Below are 20,985 nucleotides of genomic sequence, written 5' to 3'. Positions count from 1 at the left end.
GCGCCTGACCGATCGAGCGATGCCTGAGCATCTGTTAGGATTGATCACGGCGACGCCAATCTCGACTTGGCGGCACTGGGCAAGAACGCAGTGCGGCGAGGCGGAATAGACTGAGTCCCTTGCTGCTTGAGAAAACGTCCCGCCCCGCCCCCATTCAGTAAAAGTGACCTCGAATTGAATACTAAGCCCTCTGCAGATTCCTACAGCCTCCAAAAGATCTTCAAAGAAGAAACGGAACAGTATGAATGGTCATCTCTGTTCGACTTCTCAAGGCTTACGGCTACCGATGCCGTCATCACCGAAAGGCCGGATGGGGACGACAGCTTTTCAACAACGCTTTGGAACTATTGTTTTCCACCCATAGCCTCGACCTCCCGGTGGCATTACACAAAACTCTCAACACTGAGAAGCATTGCCCAAACCAGATCAATTCGATTGCATGCCGTAGAGAAGCGCATGGGTGAAGGTGAACTCACCTCATTCGCAGGCCAGTTCGGACTCCTCGGCTACCTCACCCCTAAATCTGACGGTAGACGCGTGATTGATGACCTTGCGCGGGATCTGTTTTACCTGTCGCTGGCCTCAGGGGACGAGCCGGGCCCGCTCTGGTCGTTTGGAGAGGTGCGACTGCGACTGTTGATCGAGCCCGTCCTGCAGCGAGCGGAAATTCGACAAATCAGGTACAGCGAAATCGAAGTGAGTCATCCATTTCGGGTGTTCAAAAAGATTGCGTCTGATCGATTTGATCGCTTTTTCACACCGAAGGGGGTATCGCGCATCGGAGCGTTCGCCTTACCTTTTTACTTGGATGAAGAAGCTGAAGTTCGGTTATTGGTCAAGAAATTTGGCGATGAGGACACCACAGAAGTAAACATCAGTGGCCAAGATCGGTACATTTGCGTACCGCTCAACAAGGAGCATGATCGGGTGAAGATAAAATTGCTGGAGGTTCAGTGCAGCGATCCCACTGCCAATTCTGAGGTCGCTCAAATAGTGGCTTCGATGGCCGACCTGGGTGTGCAATTGACCGAATTCACTGAACATCAACGCTAGCGGTATCTAGGAGCCGCGTAGTTATAGCCGCCCTGCGTGAGTCAAATTCACAGGACTATCCGCCTGATGTGATCGCTCAGGTTGAGCGGAGCTTTTCTCCTGAACGCGGCCGCACAACTGAGTGATGGCAACTCTCCTCGAGCACCTCAGATCAGCTACCTACCTGGAAACAGGTGACTGCATTATAGAGAAAGCCCCCGAGAGTGGCTTTAGCTAACTGCCGGGGCATCGTGGTACTCGGCGAGCCCGGATGCCATCTCTAGGGAGTCAATGATGTCAGCTCTCGTTTGGAGAATTTTGTATCCCTTGGACGTGCTCGTGATGATGACATCAGCGCCTCTTCGCTATGCAACGCCACTCGACATCACTCGCTGCTTAGAGAGATCGCCCAAACACCTCTCGCCCATATGCGCAAAGATGTCGACAAACGGGATGTAATCCTTGGTCACGAGCTCACTCTGGATTCTGAGGTAATCCAGAGTGCTGAGCTGCAGACGCTCGTCCTTGTCCTGCTCTCGGACGACCTGATGTGCGTCCTAGAACGGCTTGTGCTCTCGACGCATCCCAACTGGATGCATTTACTCAATGAGGGTACTGATGACGCACCACCCGATGGTACTTCTCAGCCGCAACTCGCCCTTTAGAGCCCCTGCGTTCTCAAGCCCGCGTTCTAGAGGACTCGCTGAAACTATTTCGCGCCTTGTGTCCGCTCTTGCCCCGTTGATACATTCTGGAATCGGGGATGAAGTTACCGGATATCGCCCCCTCCACAGCCGCGCTAGCGGATCGAAAGCTGGGCGCTAAAGCGTACGGCGTTGGAGTTATCGACCTCTGAGTTGATGCCCATCATCAGCGTTGTGGACAGTGACCACGGCCACTCAACCAACTCGCGTGGCCGGCCTTGAACAAAGTGAGGCGTTACCAGGACGTACATCTATGGGTATCAAGATGAGCCAGGCACGAGACCAAAATGGCCATTTTTGGGATGCGGAGACCTATCAGAAAGGGCTAGGTGCAGAACCGCTGGCTGTGGGCATCAACCTCTGCTGGTGTTGATACCTGTAACAAACTCAAGCAGGTCACAAAAGCGACCCGCCCCACTACGATCCAGATGGTAACCTTCGATGCCGGCTACTCGGGGGCCATCAGCATCACATCGCCAGGAGTCTCCGATCATCAAGACGTTAGGCGCGTCCGATCCTGGGAGTTGGCTGGGTGCAACCTCAAGCTGGGTGCAGATGTGTTGGTACATGGCCACATCAGGCTTCATCAGCCCAACCTCGGCGCTGAGCGCATAGCCATCGAGCCCCGGCAGCAAATCCCGGGCTACCGAGCAATACGGGCCACCCAAGTTCGAGCACACGCCAACTCTTATTTGGTGGTGTCGCAGCAGAGCGAGCGCCGGCAGCGCATCCTCAAAAAGTGTGATCGATTCAAGTTCGAGCTCTAGGTAGCTCTGGAGCTCAATAAGTTGAGTGGAGGAAAGTTTGATTCCAAAAAAATCAGCAGCCTCCTGCAACCCACCGGCGTTGGTCATGATCCAGCGCAGATCTCCAGGGGAAGCGGCGCGTCCCTGCTGTGAGCCGAGGCGGAGGAGCTGTCGAAAGGGGTTCTGCCGGTTTCGAATCTGCAAAAGCGTACCGAAGAGATCAAAAATTACTGCTGTCATTTATTGCTCCTCATCGACACGCGGCCTTGACCCTGCATCGCAGCAGTCCAGATTGACAACTACTGTACAATCACTCCTTGCGCGGCGAGCTCATTTACCAGCGTATCGCGACGCAGCATCAGGGGGATTTTAAAGAGACTTCTGTACGCATAGAAGAGGCACACAGGCGTAAACAGCAGCCCGATACCAAAAGTCGCTGTTGCGATGATCAAACCCGCAGGAATTGCCGCTACCGCGAAAACGATCCCTTTAAGAATGCTGGATCTAGCAACCTGTCGCAGGTGATCAAGGTCATACTCAATCTTTCCATCTGCCTTTTGGAAGGCCACTAGAACGATGGTTTTCTTGTTCAAATGCTTGAAGTACCACGTACGAGGCTTGTCAGTAACAATCGCCCCGTGCCTTTTCAAGTAGTCCAACATGCAAACTTCTTTGAAATAGAAAGTTTTTCCTTCACTGTCTTCGCACCGAACTTGGCTATAGAGCGTATCAATGTCAGCGGAGTTTTTAACAATGTAGTTCTTAACAGTGAGTTCAATTTTTTTCAGATCAGACATGCATTTTCCTTAGTGCACTTTGAAGTGGTACGTGAATGCGAGCGCACACGAAGCCGTCCAGCGGATTGGTCTGCGGGATACATAAAGGTCTAAATCCAAGGCGCTCGCCGCGCCTTGCCAAGTACTACAGCTCGAAAACGGCGTTTGGGCCGGGTGAGTCAACCCAATTGGATGCTCACCGCGGCTCGCTGAGCTCACTAGCGATAACGTAGTAGTCTTTGCCACTTAGGCTGCGCATTAGCTTGAACCCCGCCCTTGTCTCAACCAGCTGAAGTGGAGGGGTAGCAACCGTCATTCCATTCGAGCTTACGTTTGACTGATCGTTGTAAACGAGCGCCGCATAGCTCTGCCCTACCCTTGCTGCGTTGACAAGGTAAGCGTCGACCACCACACCCCAGGAAATGCCCTGTGCCTGGATGACCTCCGAGGGAAGATCCTGATCGAGCTCTATCGGCTCGACGGCGTGGTCAAAAAAGTGCTTCATCGCCGAAGTGGCCATTAGATTTGGATCTCGAAGTAAGGGTCAAAACCGGTGCTCTCCTCAGGGTAGCCACGGGGGTTTGAGATCACCCGGCAGCCGGCCAGCTCAACATCTGTAGCCTCATGCGTGTGACCGAACACCCACACATGGGCCTTCTCGATCAAATGCGGCCAGTCGTTGGTGTACGCTGCAGTAAGATGCCCTTCATGCTGCTCACCAATCACCACGGGAGATGGTGAGTGATGGGTCACCACTACCGTTTTGCCGCCAAACGGTCGAGCGAGCTCTTGGGTGAGCCAGTCCTTGGCGATGCGGTTCCGGGTAATCAGGTCATCCGGTCTCAATCTTCTGTAGTTCGAGTCTGCCCTGATGTACTTGAAGTCGTTCATACCTTGCCTGGCAGCGTTGCTGGCCGCGACCTGGTTCCCTGTTGAAGTGAAGTCAGTCCATGCTGTGCTGCCGAGGATTCTGACATCCCCCAGAATCAGCGATTCGTTCTCCAGAACATGCACGTGGCCGGCCGCGGCGTCCTTCATCTTCTGCAAGGTGCGATCAAGGTGCCCGTCGTAATATTCGTGGTTCCCTGTGACGTACACGACCTGGCAGGCGAACGTCTCGTTGGCCCATTGGACGCCCCTGACTTTTTTGTTGATGTCACCAGCGAGGATTACCAGTTCAACCCCAGAGTAGAGGGGCGGCGGGTCGAAACGGTGGAACTCGGCATGGAGGTCTGAGTAAATTCTGATTCGCAAACGCTGGCCTTGAGGATTTAGCGGTAAATTGACGGAGGCCGGATCTGTAAGCGCGGCAAGCGCTAGCGCGCTCCAGGGTGATGGAGCGTGCCCAGCAAAAAATAGTAAAGCGCCACCAGTTGCTTATCGCGCACTATATTGCATGGAGAACAACTGCGCAATATGGCTTTATCCTCGGCTTTGGGTGCTCCAAATGTCGCTGAGAGAACCGTTGGCCGCAGTCTTGAGGCTGTCACGCGCAGCTCGTAACCTGTCCCAAGAAGATTTCCATGGTCGAGTCGAGGCTCGGCAAATGAGTAACATTGAGCACGCGAAGAGCAATCCCACCCTGTCAACGATGGAGGAATTCTCTTCAGTACTCGACATTGATCTTGTCGCCATACTGGCGGTGGCTTCGTCCTATGCGCGTCACCAAACACCCAAGGAGTTCTTGAAGGGCGTGGCTGGTGAGATAGCGAAGCTCGAAAGGCTGGGTGTGCTCGATAAGCTCCATCATGAGTTCGAGGACGGTAAGCTTCACTCAGTCCATCCCCGTATCAGATCTGGAGAGGCCAATCGGCAGGCGGTGCTCAAGTACAAGGCTGAAGGAAAAAACCAGAAAGAGACTGCGGAACTGTTGGGGCTTGACAAATCGAGGGTTAGCAGGCTCTGGAAAGACGACCGTTAAGCGTCGGTACACGCTTGGAGTAGGTGCGTGTGATCATCTGGGCAGCACTAGCAACTACGCAGGAGACTACCCAAGTTGCTAACAATCTGATTTGCGACCTGCGCAGTGCCGAGTCCCTTGAGCGTAGCAATCGCCTGAATCGCATTCCTTACATCTGGAGGGGCTAACGGCTTACCACCCACTTGCACGAACGGCCCATCGGTTTCGGTGAGCATACGATCAAATGGCAGCGATGCTACAAGCGCCCGGTGCTTCGTGGACTTCAACATCTCGATGTTGATCGAGAAGTAGCATCCGAGATCCAAAGCCCGCTTAGCCTCCGCCGCACTGCCAGTGAACCAGTGCAGCACGACCCTACCGCGATCGGGTGGAAGGAGGCGCTCGATATGTCCCAGCACCTTTGCAGCAGTGCGGACGCTGTGCACAGTGAGGATCTTGCCACCCTGCTCAGAACAAGCTGACAGGATCCGGGAAAAGATCCGCTCTTGCGCCTCGAAGCTGGAGTAGAACCGAGGGCCGGCATCGAGACCAATCTCTCCGACGTATCGCGTCCCTTCCAGCAAGCGCTCGAACAGCGTGAGCTCCCCTTCACGCTCCGCCACGAGCTGCGGGTGCAAACCCAAGGCGACCCGCACGTGCTTAGAAGTACTAGCCAGTTCCTGATTTCGAGCCCAGGCCTTTGGCGTGGTGGTAACAGCGAGCGTGGCTACCCCTTCCCTATCGCACTCACAAATCAAGGCTTCGTGGTTGGGATAGAGATCCAGGTGGCAGTGAAAATCCACCCATTTCGGACGCTCGCGCACTGTTTGGTTCATAGGGGCTGCGCCCTGACTCCAGTCAAATATCGATGGACTTCATTGAGGCCGTCCACATACACCTGCTCATACGCCTGATGGTCGTCCGGATGGTCGATCAAGGGGCCAGGGATGTGGATGTCGAACCTCGGACTGTTCGGCGCCCGCTGCAGTCGGCGGATGGCCATCTGGAATGATCGCACATGTGCCCCGTCAGCTTTGTTCGTGTTCAAGACATTCGCGTGCAAATCGGGAATCACGTACGGGGTTATATCATCGCCGCATCCATGGGCAATGGAGGCTCGCCGGATGATACAAGGAACGCAGAAGCCGCAGTGCTTGGGTTGCCGGTTGGTCGGATCCTTTTGGTATCGTGCCTTGCCCGGTGAGGAGCACGACATGGTTTTGTGGACGTTCGCACGGAGAAATTCACCATCAGCGCACTGCTCGGCCATCTGCCCCTTAGTGCGATGTCCATACATGTTGTGCAACCGCATCCGAAGCCCAAGACCAGCAAAGAGCTCATTCACGCGAGCCATGTAGTAGGGGTGTGTTGTCCGCGTGCTCAGAGCGCCCAATCGCAGCGGATCCAGCGGGACATTCAGGGAGATCAGACCGTTCTCAGGAACATGGATCACCATCTCCTCGCCCGTGGCATCGGCCGCCAACGCCGCCAACGCGAAGAACAGGAATGAGCGCCCCCGCAGCGTATCTTCACCCTTTGTGTTGGCCACCAGCCCTTGCGGGAAGCCCACCCTGGCCTGTACCTGGTGGATCGGAGTATCAGGGTATCGCTCTTGGAGCGCCTCAAAGCATTGATTCTGATATTTGCTGGTGCTATTGGAGTCCCAGTAGTGGCTCACCAGCAGCGGAGACTCCCCTTGGGCCAGCAGGTCGATCGCACCAATGAAGCTGTCCATACCTCCCGAGAAAAGACACACGCTTGTGGGAGTAGCGCTCCGAAAGAGCTCCACGATGGGAGCCAGCTCCTCCAAGCCTTCAGGCCTGGCGCGGAAGATGACCCTCCATCGATCGCCGGTTAAGAAATGCAAGGTCGAGTCAAGCAGCGCTGACATCGAAGTCCACAACGCAGGATCTGCCACAGGCACGTAAAGGTCGATCTCACGCGTCCAGGCATTCTGGGATTCGGTCTTCCGGGATATCCGGGTATCAGCCGCCGTGAGCGCTCCGGCTACGAGGGCCAGGTCGATTGAGGTCTCGCTGGGGCGCATGCCCTTATTCGCAAGCTGATCGATCGCTTGCCCAATACCAAAGCTCAGACGCTGGTAACCATCCAGGAATGAAATTGCGGTTTCACGGCTCCCAGGGTGCTTAATCTCGATCGGGTCAATATCACTGGCGCCGAGCCTGCAGATGATGCTGTGGTGTCTCATTGTGCTGCCTCCCCTGCAACGGCAATGATCTCAAAGGCCGACTCGTAAATTCGGCTGATCACGCCCTGGATGTCCTCGTCAGTCAGCCCTGGCAATCCCTCCAGTCGATCGGATAGCCGTCCGCGCGTGGCGCCTGTAATGAAGTCGTGAAGCTCCGTCTGCATACGCTCGACCGCGTCAACGTCATCGGGAATGGTCACACCTCGCTGACCAAGGTCGGCCATCACCATTCCCTCGATCGACTGCGACACGAAATCCAGGAAGAATTCGTTCATCTGCTCGGGCGTCATTTCATCCAACGTGGTTTCGCCGGACTCGGCGAGCGCGATGACATTCTCGAGCATGGCCTGACGTGCCACCGCCTCGTCGATCGCTCCGCCGGCGGGACATACAAACTCAACGAGGGCCATGAATACTTCAGAAGATGGGCGGCCTGCCAGGCCATTCAGATTCAGCCGACGCAATACCTCGGCTGCACCGAAGCGCTGCACATCCCTGATGACGCCAAGCAGGCGCCCCGCTGCTGCACGGGACGCCCCCATGCGCCGAGCAGCACGCCCAGCCCCGCCTGTCCCGCTTCGCACGTAGCCGGAGAGAGCTCTACCCAGCGCGCTGCGGCTTCCTGTTCTGGCAAAACGTGTGAACTGTGTTCGAGCTGGCTGCAGCTTGGCCGTGCCATTGTTGTCTACAGGACGCTGCCCTGACTGACCTCCCTGCCCTGGCGGATTAGGATTGTTCGGACTGTTTGGATCGCTGGAAGGATTTGAGGGCTGCCCAGCTTCACCGGATTGACCCGGTGTAGTTGCAGGCGCCACATCATCCACCCAAGACGGAACCAGTCCAGAAACAGATCCCCCGTAACCTTTCGATGTTCCCATGCTGCATTCCTTAGCGTTTCGGGCCGAGATCCAACAATTGCTCAGCGGCTACTTTGAGTTTTTTGTTCTCGACCTGTGCGGCCCACTGTTCTTGAACGGCCTGGAGCGCTGATTTTGCGGCTGGCTCAACCAAGCACTCGCTGAAAGAGGACGCCGCCCAGCCACCCAATCGCTCGACAGGTAGTCCCCGTATGAATTCGAGCAGTCGGTTTTGAAGCCGTGGCTGTTCTTTGACTAGGCCAACCAGACCGTCGATGCCCTGAGGGCGCTTATCGAAGATGTCTCCCTGGAGGATACGATCCCGGATCGCATCGAAGACCTCTTCAGAATCAGGAGCGGACAGCTCTCGCATGCTGTTGAGCACAGGCGCGCTTTTCAACTTCATACGTGGGCCCATCAGGGTCTCTACCAATGCTTCAAGCTGACTAGTGGCTACGAAGCCTGCGAGGGAACTGCGCTTGTCCCTGGTGACAAAGACGTAAGGTCTCAGATCAACACCGGCGAGTGTCGGGTCGATCCGTGCCCAGTTGAGCGCCCAGTCACTTTTAAGCCATTGCTGAAGCTCAGCACCGATGGCCACGGCCACCTTGGGTTTAGCCTTTCGCTCACCCGTATCCTGCTGGTCATCCTCGACTTCCTGAGGCGCGGCCCTCGCCCGCTTCTCAAGCCCGGCGAGAGCCTCTGGTGCGCCGTCCTGCGCCAAGGATGCGAGCCTCGCGATCTGCTCGTAGAAATCGCTGTAGAAGCGCTCAGCCAACATGATCTTCGCCAGGATTGGCCGGCTGATCTCATTGCCAAACCCACGCGCTTCAGCAATCGCCTGGCGGAGCATCATGGAGTTCAGGAATCGCTTGATCTGGCGTGGGTTACCCCGTGTGCCTTCACTCAGGATCTTGGTGACATGGGCGCTGATGGTGATCGCCTGGCTAACCTCCTCGGTCAGCGTTCCGCCCATGGCCGTCTGCACGACGCTGCGCTCGAGCCCCTTGCTCTTCCACGGCCGCTTCATGTCCTCTCGGGCGATGTCCAGCAACGCTTGGAACTTGGAATTGGTGGCGCCCAGGGCATTCTCAAGCTGCAGCAAGGTGATGTAGACACGCGTCTCGGCCAAGCCAAGCGCCGGGATGCGGAACGGTACCTGGATGAGCTTTTCGAGGTAGTTGCGGGCGTAGTTCGACGGGCCTGAGCTTTGCGGGAGGTCTGGAAAATGCTCACGCACTGCATATTCGATCATGGCTTCATCAGCACCGATAACGAACGCGGTGCGCTCAACGAACAGGAACAGCCGTATCGCTTCCAACGTTTCGATTGCCGTTTTCGGCAAGCACCTGTCCAGGTCGTCCACGATAACAACGAGCTGGTCGATGTCGGCGGCGTCCAGCAGCTCTTTGAATTCCTCTCGGAATTTATGGATGTGCTCAGGGAGCTTCTCGGAGTCGTCACCGCCCTCCTTGAGGAAGTCACCGATCTTCTCGGCGGCACACTTTAGATCATCTTTGCTCACATGATCCATTGGGTTTGTAACCACGGACGTGACCAGGTCATACACCCCCTTCAACTGATCCATGGTGGGGATGCCGGTCATGGCAGTGAATGCGAAGCCGCCGGCTTTGCGCGCGACCTTCAGCCAATCGACACGCTTGAGCACCTTAGCAGCAGCGGCTTTCACTTCTGCCGAGTTTGGCCTGGCTCGCTTCAGCTCATCGACGATCGTCTCGATGACTACCGTTTTGGCGTCTTCAAACCCTTCGAACGTCCAGCCGTTAAACCAGATGCAGCAGACACGATCGTTGGCTTTGAGCTCATCCTGCGTCATGCGCAGGACGCTGGACTTACCTGCCCCCCAGTCCCCGTGCACACCAATGGTGATGGGAGTGTCAGGCGTATCCTTGATGAGCTTCACAACCGTTTTGGAAATCGCGCTGTAGTACAGCAAGTCCGTTGCGGTTTCCTGGTCGTTTAAAAACACTGCGCTTTCCCTCGCCTGCAATCTGCTGATGGGGTGCAGTTATACAGGCAACGGGCCAGCAAACGCCAATGGCAGCTGTGCTTGAGTCGGCACATGGAGAGTTAGGTCAGGTGCCCTGATAAGCCGAAGTTTGAGGTAGGCTCTACATGAGATATCGATTGTAACGAGCCACTGCATTGTTCATGAGCGAGTCAAAGACAGGCCTGGCGATGTACCGCACTACTGCCTGGCTTCCATACACTGAAACGGGATAGTCGTAGAAAAACTCCATCAAAGCGTCGACCACATCAGCGGTACGCTGCGTTTCGGTCAGACCATGAGCATTGATCCACCCAAGATTGGTCAAGCATGAAGGTAACGGCCCAGGCAGCATGAGCCTAACAGTGCCTACCTTGCTCCTAAGCCGGTCTGACGCATGAAACCAGGCCAGTATTTTTCTCGACGGGAATGAAACGAACACCCCAACATCCGCTTGCGGCCCGAAAGCTGCGCCATCCTCGGTGACGGCAATTGGGATGCAGAACCGAATCTGCGTAACGAACTGCAGCAGCATATTTCCTCCAGATGATAACTATCGCCCCCTGCCACCAAACCCTGCAATAAACTCTGTCAGGTAAGGGCTGAAAATTTTGGTTGAGAGCTGAGTCAATTGGGCGAGGAGCTGGCTCCCATGCTCTGGAGTAAACACGTTGGACGATCGACCTAGCCCGGCGGCGCTATCGAAAAAGTAATGACGTCGGTCAAATGATTGAAGATACTCCTCCACCGCTAGACGCTCATCCTCTGCCAAAACATCCAACATCAAGCCAGCCAGAAGTATTGCCAGCTGCCTACGCACTACCGAGCTCACTAATGGCCCTAAATTTAGGTTATATCGAAAAAGCCGAGCATCTGTGGCAATCGATTGCCTAGGGAACAAAGAATGAATAATTCCATAGCGGGGATAAAGAAATATTCGAACTATAGTCTGAATCAGACGCCACTCAGAATCATTCCCGCCACTCGCGGCACTAATCTCAACACTGGACATAAATGCCTGTACTGACAGCAACGCGCCGACCACCTTAGGAGTCAGAGAACGACGGGGAAATTCCACCGAACTTGACTGGGCATGGTAGTAGGAAAAAATCTTCACCGCCATATTAAGTTTGTAGCTTTGCTTTCCGGGCGTGTCGAGTAGCGGAGCTTTATGTATAGGGCAAACAGTTTGAATAACTGAACACCACTCAGTAAGCATTGTTGGGAGCTTGAATGACCGAATGTGATCACAGAAGCATTCGTAGCAGAATGACCCGCGATAATAGCGCGGTATCAACCAGGAACTTTTGGGTGCGAACATAGAAAGATCAGACCCCCTAACCCCAAGCCGTTCAAGCGCGATACTGCTGAACTCGCTTGGTAAACAAAAGTCAGGATCGAAATCAGCACGCTGCATACAAGATTGGTAGATCTCCAACAGATCATCGATAGATCGACCTGCATCGGTGGGTATTGCCCCTTGGCGATACAACCAGGATGTAAAAAGCTCATTTGAGACTGAGAGGAAGGCGCCATTCATTTGATATGCCTATTCCTTATTTCCACTTATGCTTCAAAAGAGGATGACAAAGATGCTGCATGGTTGAAGCGAGATTACCGCCTGTAATTTCATACAGCCGGGTTAGTTCAAGGTTCGATACATCGTGCAATCCAAGCGATGCGGTGGTGCATTGAAAGTGATCAATGAACTGCGACAGACCTGAAAAGCTACGCAAATAAAACTCATAACGTCTTTGAGCCCCATCAATATCATTGTGACGGATACTGTGGTCGCGATCCCATCTGGACAATGTCTGAGAAATGATCAAGCTCATACCCGGCAACGCTGAAGCAATCTTGCTCAAATGCCCTATAGCCATTTTCCTCATTGGTATAGTTACAGCAAAATCATCGATATCTTCAATAAGCACTCCGACGATCGGTTGCAGCTCTATGAGAGGGGATATAAAGGTTGGAACAGGTGCCCGGTGTGAGATACCCTCAGCCCCTAGCCCCAAATGATAGTAAAATGCTTCAAGCAGGTTGCGCCCACTTATGGCCGGCCTCGATGTTAAAGGAACACATGCTGACCCAATAGTGTTCGTGATCTTTTCCATCAATGTCGAAAGGCCTGAACCTGGCTCAGCATTTAGTATTATTATAGTTGGCTCAGGCAGCTTCAACTGATCCGATACCAGGTTATAAATTTCTTGCTGACATGGAGTCATGCAGGGAGCCATGGCTGCTCCTGCTTCGAGATGTCAGCATTACGGTCGATCTTAGGAATATGCAAGTTAAATCCAAATCGCATCGCGATGTCACGCAACCGAGGGAACTGCTCAAGCGTAATGCGTTCGACTCCCGAGTCAATAGCATCCATGGCGAGGCATTTCATGATCTTTACAACGTTATCCATGATCTTATATGACTCAGTATGGATTAGCGTTCTAATCTCAGGACATGCGAGGTCGGATTTGAGCTTAAGTGGCAGGTGGGCCTCATACGTCGCAAGGAAATCAACGAAATCTTGCCCCAGCTCCCAATCCTTGATTGCAAACTGCACAAAGCGCCGATCAATGATACGATCCAGCATGAGGATGCTACACGCCTCTGTGTTTCCAAACGCGATTACGCATAATTTCAAAGTGCCCGAGAGATTACGAAGCAGTGAAAGCAGTGTACGTTTCTGTGCGTACGGCTGTAGAAGTGCATCATTTAACTCATCTATGACTATGGCGCAAATATTGTTTGCTCTGATATATTTTAAGATTAGATCTTCTTTGTCAGCAGTGCTACGGCGACCGACCTCAATGCCAAACGCTTCCAAGAGACGATCATGTAGCTTGAAGCGATTAGTATTTTCGGTTAGTTCGATAAAAACCATTTTCCTGTCAGAGTTTGCGCTGAGAAATTTCAGCCGATGCCACGCAGCTGATTTTCCATCACCGCCTGCTCCGTGGATAAAAATGCAAGACGATTGAATCTGGTTGTGGGTGTACAGCATGTGGCTAATGCATTCAAACATCAAAGCGAATTTTGGGGTATCGATCCAAAAGTCATGCCTGCAGATTTCAATACGCTCAGCCGCAGAAAGCTCAAGATTAAGGCGAAGTTCTGGTAAGACGTGGTCGTACAAGAGGGAAGCGTCCATAGTCATTTTTTGAACCTATCAACTATTATTGTTGGCTGCAAAATTTCGGGCGAACCTCGGCCACTCTCGATAATACGTGGTGCGCCAATTACGGGCTGGACTGCTGGATGAGCGGGTAGCCGCTCCGACTGTGCTGTAATATCTTTGGGTGGCCTTGGCGTTTTTTTTGACTGTGTCTCAATCGCAATTGCTTGTTCGCGCTGCCGTTGCTGGGCTGCAAATGCATACTCATCATCAATAAGCCCTGCAGGCGCGCTATGACCGACGTGCCTGGCGCTAGACAAGGCTTTATGGCTGCTATATGACTCCCAGTTTCTGGATAGACGATCCTTGGTATACGTGCAGGGGACATTTAGAAATCTCCCAGGAACCATAATCCAGATCGAATCTAGGTTATAAGGCTGAAACCTTAACTCAACATTTTTTGCTCCAATATACGGTTCAAGCTCGGGACTATAATATCTCCTGCCCGAAAAATTTACTCCATAGGGTTGAATCGTATGATTGTAAGACGGCGCCAGAAAATCAATCTCAAAGCGTTCCTTTCGATCCGGACTAATCACCCTGTCATGATCTAAAAGCCCTTGGGAGTCGTAATAAAACCACGCCTGACGCGGAGTGCTTTGTAAGCCTTCATGCACCGTCCCATGGTAAATAATCGCTTGTTCAAGCAACCACTTACCACATTCCACTATGTCATACTTAGCGTCTAGCTCTGGAGTTAAGCCTGCTCGTTGAATCACATTACTACCTGTGGTTCCGGGTAAGAAATGCACTTCCCCCATGAATGTGCCTATCACGCGCTCGATTAACCCGCCGAACCACTTTTTGTCGACTGGGCGATGATCCCAGTCCATCCCCCATCTGTTACACGTTGCCATGAATCGTGGACTTGTGAACTCAGCAGCATTGTCCGTATATATCAAAAAGGGGATGCCGTAAAATGGATACGCCTTGGGATCAATCCCGTAGAGCTCTAAAAACCTAGACTTGTCCTGGACTGCAAAGGCTAGAGCGCTTGCTACAGTTATTAAGTTCGGGGGGCGGAAGCTCAGATACATCCCAAGTATCACCCTTGTGAGAGCACACATGATCATTGTCAACCAAGGGCGCCCTAGCAAAACCTTGCGATCAAACTGGTCGACTAAAAGCATGTCAACCATAGTGTGATCCATCTGCACTTGCTGAAGCACACGCTCCATGATTTTTTTCTTAGGCTTCGGCTTGTATTTGTTGTCGCCCGCCTCCTTACCATACTTTCTGTAATACTTTTCTTTTTCCGGCTTTGCAGCCACAAATCTCCTACATTGATACCTGCTGGGCGGCAACTCATCTTCAGGTACCAGTCCTTGTGCTCCCTTCCAAACTTTCGCCGATGATGCTTTTGGCCCCTTGTAATTCTCTTGATATGAAAGTTCGAGGGCGCTGAGCTGGCCCGGCGTTAACTTATGGTTTCCGGGCTTGGTTCCGCGTTTTTTTCTAGTTAGCTCAAGATAGCTAGTTGACTGTAAAAATAACCTATAGAGATTGTAGAACTGGCTTTTTTTGACCTCCAAAAGCTCCATCGCTTTGGCTTGACCTATCAACCCTAATCTCAGTTGCTTGAATATCGCATCGCGCTTCCGCGCAAGGCGTAATTCCGCTTCACTCACATTGAGAGCTTCATAAGGCACCGCGGATTGAGTAACTGTAGCGTTAGCTGGCTTCCAAGGCCGTGGGATTTTCAGGGGTGGAACCTTAACTCGAACCGGCTTGGAAGCATGTATAGTTATGGCCGTGCGAATTTCCTTACTCACCTTAGTTATCACCTGTCATGTCGAACTGATAGTAGTAATCAACCCTCCGAGACCCATTAACTCTTACATGCTCGTGGTTAACACCATCACTTTACTTCACTAAAATGGTGAGGCGACTTCTTGCAACCATGACTCTGCGCCACCGTCAGAATGATCTTGGTTGAGGTAATCGCTGCCGCTGATAAGTGTCCGGCGCTCGCCTACATCTAAACCTTTTGCAGCCGTATGCCGGCCAGATCTTCATGGACATGCAGTCCCCTCACGCAGGACTTACGTTTTGGTAGACGACTACTGAAACCTATCAGAAGACTACACGTCAGTTGCTAGTGACAGACGCTAGCTTACAACGCCGATAGTTACAACAACTTTTATTAACTCACTACTGTCAACAAACTGGCAGTCCGAATAATGCTTAAATTGATATTTGAGCATTGGTATTTATTTAGTGTTTTTTTTCGATTTATTTTTCCTGTCAGAACAATCACTTGTGAGCGAGCAATTTAATTACCTATAAATTGAAATTTTGCAATACATAAATAAAGCGACTATCCGATTACCCCTAGACATGGTTATAGCACTTGAGAGAATGCGAAATTTTTCGTCTATTAAATCGCGTCTCTTATGAGTGCAGGATAGAATCTGCATCCCTGATGTATGGCCTGAACCTCGTTCCAGAACTGAATGTACTTTCGCCTGGACGCTTTCTTGGCATGCAACCATCGGCTTCCTTGGGCTTGTTGGGTAGGATTTAAACGAGCCATTTAGGCGCTTAGGATAGCGAACGCGTTGAATTCAACCTCTGAATAATGATTGCGGACTGCCAGTCTGTTTCCCGGCGATGACTAACCGCCGTTGACAGCTGAGCTCGCGGCGAGGTCGCGACAAAGCCCCTTAAAGACATTCGCGCTTGGCCTGTGGCTGAGTTCAGGACGTGGCTAGAGGTTGTCGTACAACTGTTCGACTAAACACCCGTTCAGTGCAGTCGTTGAGTGGAAAATGGCTGGAATTGCAGCTTTTTACCGGAAAACAGAAATCTGTTTTCCAATCTAGAGCTAGCACTGTTCACTTCTATCAATGAAATCAATGGCTTATGCGATTCCGATAAATCGGTGCCCGTCACATCTGGAGTCTGGTCACCAGTTCCTAATCGTCTGCTCAGGATTGTTGTCCCTGTTCAGTCTGGCGGCAGCACCTGGTTATTGGATTATTTTACGGAGTGACGAGCTTAGCTGTGCATAAGGTGCGGACGACTCGAAGGCCGAATAGCCGTCAAAATCGTGGAATGAATGATCTAAGTCGAGTGTCCATCATCATCTCTTAAGGAGTAGCTCCCCTAGGATTATCTGCCGCCAGCAACATTCAAGATTTCACCACTATGACGCTGGCGATTCACTGCTTGCCGCAATAACTTGCCGCTCGCTGAAAATCTAGCTAAGGAACTGTGCCCGTTTTCTTTCCCAAAATCCTGGCCGATTTCGCAAGGCAGATGGGAAATTACCAGCGTGTACCGAGTCCGTCCGGAGCTCAGGTTTCTGAAGAAAAATTAACTGCTGTGCGAGCGTGCAAAAACGCGGGATTGATTCAGCGTGAGGCAGTGCCAACGCTTGGGTTGCCCACCAAAAATCAATACAGCGCGGTCAGCATCCGCACAAATTTTCAACGCCCTCCTCCCCTGACTTGACCTCAGCACCGGCGGTCAGCGCACGATGGACGTGAGCCGTGCATACCGCCCGCGCGCCCGAGGCCCACTGATGGACAGAGCCAAGGGTGCCGGGCGATAGACAAACGCAAAAAGAACGCCGCTGTCGAAACGTCCTTTTTTGCTAAATCAGCGGCGCAAGAGACGGTCTAGAACCAACAGAGCGACGGCACCAATCGCGATTGCAGCAACTGGTTTCTCTTTAACAAAGGTCGATACGCTGTCCAGTGCATCGCCATAGGTTTGGGTCAACTGACCAGCAGCTTGACGTCCCACGCCTTCAGCTTCCAGCTTCGAATCACCAAAGAGTTTACCCACTGCGCTCTGCGCCTTGCCGGCAACTTTTTCTACAGCGCCTTCAACTTGTTCGCTTTTCATGATTCACCAAGCCTTCGTGTGTGATTGAGTAACCCAGGCGTTGCCTGGGCTTGAGGCAACTTGCACAGAATTAGGGGGGCGGGCGTAGTGATTAGTTCAAAGTTGATTGTTGGGCGCTCAGTTGATCAAATGGCGAAGCGATCTTTGCGGTTCGCACGCCAAGGTAATGTTGATGTCCGACACTGGCCAACCCTGCAATTTCTAATCGACTCAGGGAGGAAACTGATGACTGCAGATCCGCTATGTCTCGTCTTTGTGCCGGCTCTGGCGGCCGTGCTGCGAGCCGCCGAGGATAAAAAAGGCGCGCCACTGACCGAGGCTGAGGTTTGCGAAATCCGAGACGCAGCTACGTGTATCGCTCTACCCTTCAGCACGGCTTTAGCCATGGAAGAAGAGCGCGGCTATCCAGACCTCATTGCGCAGGACTGCTGGAATGAATGGCAACGTCTACGCTCCCGGTGATTTGAGCCTGCACCGATGCTCGGCAGGTGGCCTTCGAGCCAGTGCAGAGAGAGCAGGATTGCAGCGCCGATCCATCCGATAAATTGTCGAGGTAACATGATGGACAGGAAGCAGAACGCAGAGCTCAGTCAGGACAGTGAAGCGTCAATTTGGCGAACAGCTGACTGGCTGAACACACCGCGCTCTTGCCAAGCCTTTAGCGACGGCACCTTGGAGGTGGTTACCGATTCCCAAACCGACTTCTGGCGTAAAACGCACTACGGATTCATACGCGACAGCGGACATTTCTTAGGGTTTGCAACCTCAGCAAGCTTTACAGCCCAAGTCCGAGTTAGCGCCGATTTTCGCGAGCTCTATGATCAAGCGGGCATTATGGTCAGGCTCAATGAGGAGACTTGGCTCAAAGCAGGCATTGAATATAACGATGGCATGCCGATGATCAGTAGCGTGCTGACACACGGCACGTCGGATTGGGCGCCCAGTTGCTTTTCTGGCGACCCAACCGATTTTTGGCTTCGCGTGACCGTGTCCGATGGCGTGCTGCGCTTGCAATACTCCACGGACGGCATGACTTGGCCATTGCTCAGGCTTGCACCATTTCCAGCGGCGCAAAGCTATACAGTTGGCCCAATGTGCTGCACGCCGCAGCGACAGGGGTTGAGGGTACGGTTTTCTGAGTGGTCGTTGAGCCAGCCTCTCGGGCGAGACCTGCATGATTTGAGCTAGGGGGATCGGTAGCTTCGGCCAATGTTCATCGGCGCAATTTAATACCCTTGCAGGCTGGATGAAACGCAACGGCTGTTGATTGGCACGCCGTTGAGCCGGGCGATCACTGGAGAGCCGCCGCGGTTCAATCGTCAGACGGCACAGTTATAGAACGGCTGCCATTACGCTCAGCCTCGTCGATTGTCGACGTATCCAGGGTGCGCAGCGCGATGCGTTGGGTGGGTTGGCAGCCGGAAGAGCACGTACCGCAACCGCTGGCGCAGCCTCCGGCCTTGGAGGGCGCCAAGCGTCGCCACACACTGAACACCGCGCCAATCAGCAACACGCCGATCACGGCATATTGAGCCATGAGTCCCAGGGTCATAAGGCGGCCTCTGCGATTCGATAAGTAATGAACGCGAGAGCATAGGCGACTGCGAACATGTAACTGAACGCCAGGGCGACCTGCCCCCAACTGGCGGTCTCCTTGCGGATCACCGCCAGGGTAGACATGCATTGCGGCGCGAAGGCGAACCACATCATCAGGGATAACGCGCTGGCCAGCGGCACTTGCGCGGCCAGGGTTTGGGTCAGCGAGGTGAGATCGTCGCCATTGGCCACGGCATACACCGTGGCCAAGGTCGCGACTGCGGTTTCGCGCGCGGCGAACGCTGGAATCAGCGCCAGCGTGATTTGCCAGTTGAAACCCAACGGCGCGAACACGTGCTGAAGCGAAGCGCCCAAATACCCGGCAAAGCTGTAATCAATCGCCGGGTTGGTCGCGCCAGCCGGAGGGTTGGGGAAGTTCGAGATAAACCACATGATCACCGTGAGCGCGAGAATGACGCCCGTCAGTTTCTTGAGAAACAAGTAACCGCGCTCCCAGAGCATTTGGATCAGGTCACGTGCGCGCGGCAGACGGTAGGCCGGCAGCTCCATCATCAGCATGGGTTGCTGCTGGGTCGTTGGCCTGAAACGCTTGCACACCCAGCCGACTGCCATGGCGCCGACGATGCCCACGCCATACAAACCGAGCAACACTAACCCCTGCAGACCGAACACGCCGCCGACACGGATGTCTGGAATTACCGCGCCGATCAACAGGGCATAGACCGGCAGCCGCGCTGAGCAAGTCATCAGCGGCGCCACCAGTATGGTGGTGAGCCGATCGTATTTATCACTGATACTGCGCGCGGCGATGATGCCTGGAATCGCGCAGGCAAAACTCGACAGCAGCGGGATGAACGAACGCCCCGTCAAGCCGACGGCACGCATCGGCCGATCCAGAATGAAAGCAGCCCGCGGCAGATAGCCAGACTCTTCAAGAATGAAGATGAAAAAGAACAGCACGAGGATCTCGGGCATAAACCCCAGCACGGTGCCCAGCCCGCTGATCAGTCCATCGCAAATCAGCCCGCGCAATGGCCCCTCTGGCAGATAGGTGCCAGCCAGGACGGACAGCGCGCTGAAGCTGTCACCGATCCAGTCGGTGACAGGTTTGCCGATCAGGTAAACCCCTTGGAACACCAGAAACATGATGGTGACCAGTGCCAGCGGCCCTGCCACCGGGTGAATCAACCATCGATCAAGCGTATCAACACGCGCATCGGACAGGTGCGGCGTGTTCACACATGTCTCGAGGATGTCACGCACGCGCGCATGTAAGTCGGCGCCCTGCTCCGGGGCGGGTGCCGGTTGGATGTCATCGCAGCCATCCACCGCGTTCAACAACGCCCGCGCACCATCACGGCGAACGGCGACCGTTTCTATCACCGGCATCCCGAGCGCGGTCGAGAGTCGAGCGGTATCGATGCGAATACCTCGGCGATGTGCAGCGTCAGCCATGTTCAGGACCAGGACCGCCGGTAATCCCAGGCGTTGCAGCTCAAGCACGAAGCGCAGGTGCAAGCGCAGATTGGTGGCATCGACCACGCACAGCAACAACTCGGGGCGCTCCTCGCCGGGGTACAAGCCCTGCAGCACGTTCAAGGTGACCTGTTCGTCCTGGCTGACGCAGGCCAGGCTGTAAGTCCCCGGCAGATCCAGCACACGGAATGTGCGACCACTGGCCGTACGTGCAACACCCTCCTTGCGCTCCACCGTAGCACCGGCGTAGTTGGCAACCTTTTGCCTGGCGCCGGTCAGCAAATTGAACAGCGCGGTCTTTCCACAGTTCGGATTACCCACCAAGGCTAAACGGATGGTGGCCATTCAAACGCTCACTTCGACGAGGATCATTTGGGCTTCGTTGCGGCGCAGCGCAAACCGGCTGCCCCCCACCTGGATAAGCACCGGATCACCGCCCCAGGGCGCCCGCGCCACCACCGTAACCTGCTCGCCCGGCACGAAGCCGATGTCCTGTAACCGCTGACTCAGCGGATCAGCATTGCCGGTTCCTTCCACATGGGTTACGCAAGCTTTTTGGCGGTGAGGCAGGTCACACAAACGCATAATGGCATCCGACGAAGATGGTAATGATTTCGGTTTGCACGATGCTAGGTGCCGGACACGCCCGTTACAAGCAGATGAAGATATCTTCATTTTCAGCGCGCCTGGCTGGCG

The 20,985-nt window shown here is 53.8% G+C and carries 21 protein-coding genes and 1 pseudogene; 5 read left to right on the top strand and 17 right to left on the bottom strand.

Features of this window, described 5'->3' with window-relative positions:
- Window positions 1-174 precede the first annotated feature (174 nt).
- Together CPH89_RS25360 and CPH89_RS30690 are read left to right on the top strand one after the other, a co-directional pair.
- On the top strand, window positions 175-1,053 hold the full coding sequence (locus tag CPH89_RS25360) for a hypothetical protein (RefSeq protein ID WP_141125134.1): 879 nt from the start codon (window positions 175-177) through the stop codon (window positions 1,051-1,053).
- Window positions 1,054-1,076: 23 nt separating this feature from the next.
- Window positions 1,077-1,157: pseudogene (locus tag CPH89_RS30690) on the top strand (GNAT family N-acetyltransferase); the annotation flags it as partial.
- 932 nt (window positions 1,158-2,089) lie between these two features.
- On the opposite strand, the gene CPH89_RS25345 reads toward CPH89_RS30690, so the two are convergent.
- From CPH89_RS25345 to CPH89_RS25330, 4 genes are all read right to left on the bottom strand, one after another.
- On the bottom strand, window positions 2,090-2,722 hold the full coding sequence (locus tag CPH89_RS25345; RefSeq protein ID WP_053256039.1) for an HAD family hydrolase: 633 nt from the start codon (window positions 2,720-2,722) through the stop codon (window positions 2,090-2,092).
- Between the two features lie 59 nt (window positions 2,723-2,781).
- Complete coding sequence (locus CPH89_RS25340) at window positions 2,782-3,279, bottom strand: hypothetical protein (protein WP_053256040.1); 498 nt, start codon at window positions 3,277-3,279, stop codon at window positions 2,782-2,784.
- 175 nt (window positions 3,280-3,454) lie between these two features.
- Window positions 3,455-3,778 carry a hypothetical protein gene (locus CPH89_RS25335; protein ID WP_053256041.1) on the bottom strand — a complete coding sequence of 108 codons (324 nt, stop codon included), beginning with the start codon at window positions 3,776-3,778 and terminating at the stop codon, window positions 3,455-3,457.
- Complete coding sequence (locus CPH89_RS25330) at window positions 3,778-4,512, bottom strand: metallophosphoesterase (RefSeq protein WP_053256042.1); 735 nt, start codon at window positions 4,510-4,512, stop codon at window positions 3,778-3,780. The genes CPH89_RS25335 and CPH89_RS25330 overlap by 1 nt, the downstream gene beginning before the upstream one ends.
- Window positions 4,513-4,804: 292 nt before the next feature.
- Between CPH89_RS25330 and CPH89_RS25325 the strand changes: the two genes are divergently transcribed.
- Window positions 4,805-5,179, top strand: coding sequence for a helix-turn-helix domain-containing protein (locus tag CPH89_RS25325; protein ID WP_232005411.1), 375 nt, complete (start codon window positions 4,805-4,807; stop codon window positions 5,177-5,179).
- A 47-nt stretch (window positions 5,180-5,226) separates the two neighbouring features.
- On the opposite strand, the gene qatD is transcribed toward CPH89_RS25325, so the two are convergent.
- The 10 genes from qatD to CPH89_RS25275 all read right to left on the bottom strand — a co-directional run bounded on the left by qatD (window position 5,227) and on the right by CPH89_RS25275 (window position 17,256).
- Window positions 5,227-5,994, bottom strand: coding sequence for a Qat anti-phage system TatD family nuclease QatD (gene qatD, locus CPH89_RS25320; protein ID WP_053256044.1), 768 nt, complete (start codon window positions 5,992-5,994; stop codon window positions 5,227-5,229).
- A complete protein-coding gene (qatC, locus tag CPH89_RS25315; protein WP_053256045.1) occupies window positions 5,991-7,367 on the bottom strand; it encodes a Qat anti-phage system QueC-like protein QatC in 1,377 nt (458 codons plus the stop codon). The genes qatD and qatC overlap by 4 nt, the downstream gene beginning before the upstream one ends.
- Entirely contained in the window at window positions 7,364-7,909 is a 546-nt protein-coding gene (qatB, locus tag CPH89_RS30980; protein WP_053256046.1) for a Qat anti-phage system associated protein QatB, read from the bottom strand. Before qatB ends, qatC begins: the two co-directional genes overlap by 4 nt.
- Window positions 7,910-8,255: 346 nt before the next feature.
- Window positions 8,256-10,214, bottom strand: a complete 1,959-nt coding sequence (gene qatA / locus CPH89_RS25305; protein ID WP_053256047.1) for a Qat anti-phage system ATPase QatA — start codon at window positions 10,212-10,214, stop codon at window positions 8,256-8,258.
- Window positions 10,215-10,356: 142 nt separating this feature from the next.
- Window positions 10,357-10,767: a hypothetical protein gene (locus tag CPH89_RS25300; protein ID WP_053256048.1), complete on the bottom strand. Its 411-nt coding sequence runs from the start codon at window positions 10,765-10,767 to the stop codon at window positions 10,357-10,359.
- 18 nt (window positions 10,768-10,785) lie between these two features.
- Window positions 10,786-11,772, bottom strand: coding sequence for a TniQ family protein (locus CPH89_RS30250; RefSeq protein ID WP_141125133.1), 987 nt, complete (start codon window positions 11,770-11,772; stop codon window positions 10,786-10,788).
- A 16-nt stretch (window positions 11,773-11,788) separates the two neighbouring features.
- A complete protein-coding gene (locus tag CPH89_RS25290; protein WP_053256050.1) occupies window positions 11,789-12,472 on the bottom strand; it encodes a hypothetical protein in 684 nt (227 codons plus the stop codon).
- Window positions 12,457-13,389: a TniB family NTP-binding protein gene (locus CPH89_RS25285; RefSeq protein WP_053256051.1), complete on the bottom strand. Its 933-nt coding sequence runs from the start codon at window positions 13,387-13,389 to the stop codon at window positions 12,457-12,459. Before CPH89_RS25285 ends, CPH89_RS25290 begins: the two co-directional genes overlap by 16 nt.
- Window positions 13,386-15,179 (bottom strand): TnsB C-terminal domain-containing protein, encoded by a 1,794-nt coding sequence (locus CPH89_RS25280; RefSeq protein WP_141125132.1) that lies wholly within the window; start codon window positions 15,177-15,179, stop codon window positions 13,386-13,388. The genes CPH89_RS25285 and CPH89_RS25280 overlap by 4 nt, the downstream gene beginning before the upstream one ends.
- A 1,828-nt stretch (window positions 15,180-17,007) precedes the next feature.
- Window positions 17,008-17,256: a CsbD family protein gene (locus CPH89_RS25275; RefSeq protein WP_053256053.1), complete on the bottom strand. Its 249-nt coding sequence runs from the start codon at window positions 17,254-17,256 to the stop codon at window positions 17,008-17,010.
- Between the two features lie 225 nt (window positions 17,257-17,481).
- Between CPH89_RS25275 and CPH89_RS25270 the strand changes: the two genes are divergently transcribed.
- Window positions 17,482-17,718, top strand: a complete 237-nt coding sequence (locus CPH89_RS25270; protein WP_053256054.1) for a hypothetical protein — start codon at window positions 17,482-17,484, stop codon at window positions 17,716-17,718.
- Between the two features lie 99 nt (window positions 17,719-17,817).
- A complete protein-coding gene (locus tag CPH89_RS25265; RefSeq protein WP_081006376.1) occupies window positions 17,818-18,444 on the top strand; it encodes a DUF1349 domain-containing protein in 627 nt (208 codons plus the stop codon).
- A gap of 124 nt (window positions 18,445-18,568) precedes the next feature.
- Here the strand turns inward: CPH89_RS25265 and CPH89_RS30245 are convergent, their stop codons facing one another.
- The 3 genes from CPH89_RS30245 to CPH89_RS25255 are packed head-to-tail and all read right to left on the bottom strand — an operon-like array spanning window position 18,569 to window position 20,874.
- Entirely contained in the window at window positions 18,569-18,808 is a 240-nt protein-coding gene (locus CPH89_RS30245) for a FeoB-associated Cys-rich membrane protein (protein ID WP_141125131.1), read from the bottom strand.
- Window positions 18,805-20,634 carry a ferrous iron transporter B gene (feoB, locus tag CPH89_RS25260; protein WP_053256055.1) on the bottom strand — a complete coding sequence of 610 codons (1,830 nt, stop codon included), beginning with the start codon at window positions 20,632-20,634 and terminating at the stop codon, window positions 18,805-18,807. The genes CPH89_RS30245 and feoB overlap by 4 nt, the downstream gene beginning before the upstream one ends.
- Entirely contained in the window at window positions 20,635-20,874 is a 240-nt protein-coding gene (locus CPH89_RS25255) for a FeoA family protein (protein WP_053256056.1), read from the bottom strand.
- Between the last annotated feature and the right edge of the window lie 111 nt (window positions 20,875-20,985).

The organism is Pseudomonas fluorescens (assembly GCF_900215245.1).
GTDB classification, from domain to species: Bacteria; Pseudomonadota; Gammaproteobacteria; order Pseudomonadales; family Pseudomonadaceae; genus Aquipseudomonas; species Aquipseudomonas fluorescens.
Note: the sequence above shows the minus strand (reverse complement) of the source record. Positions and strands in the feature narration are given on the sequence as shown.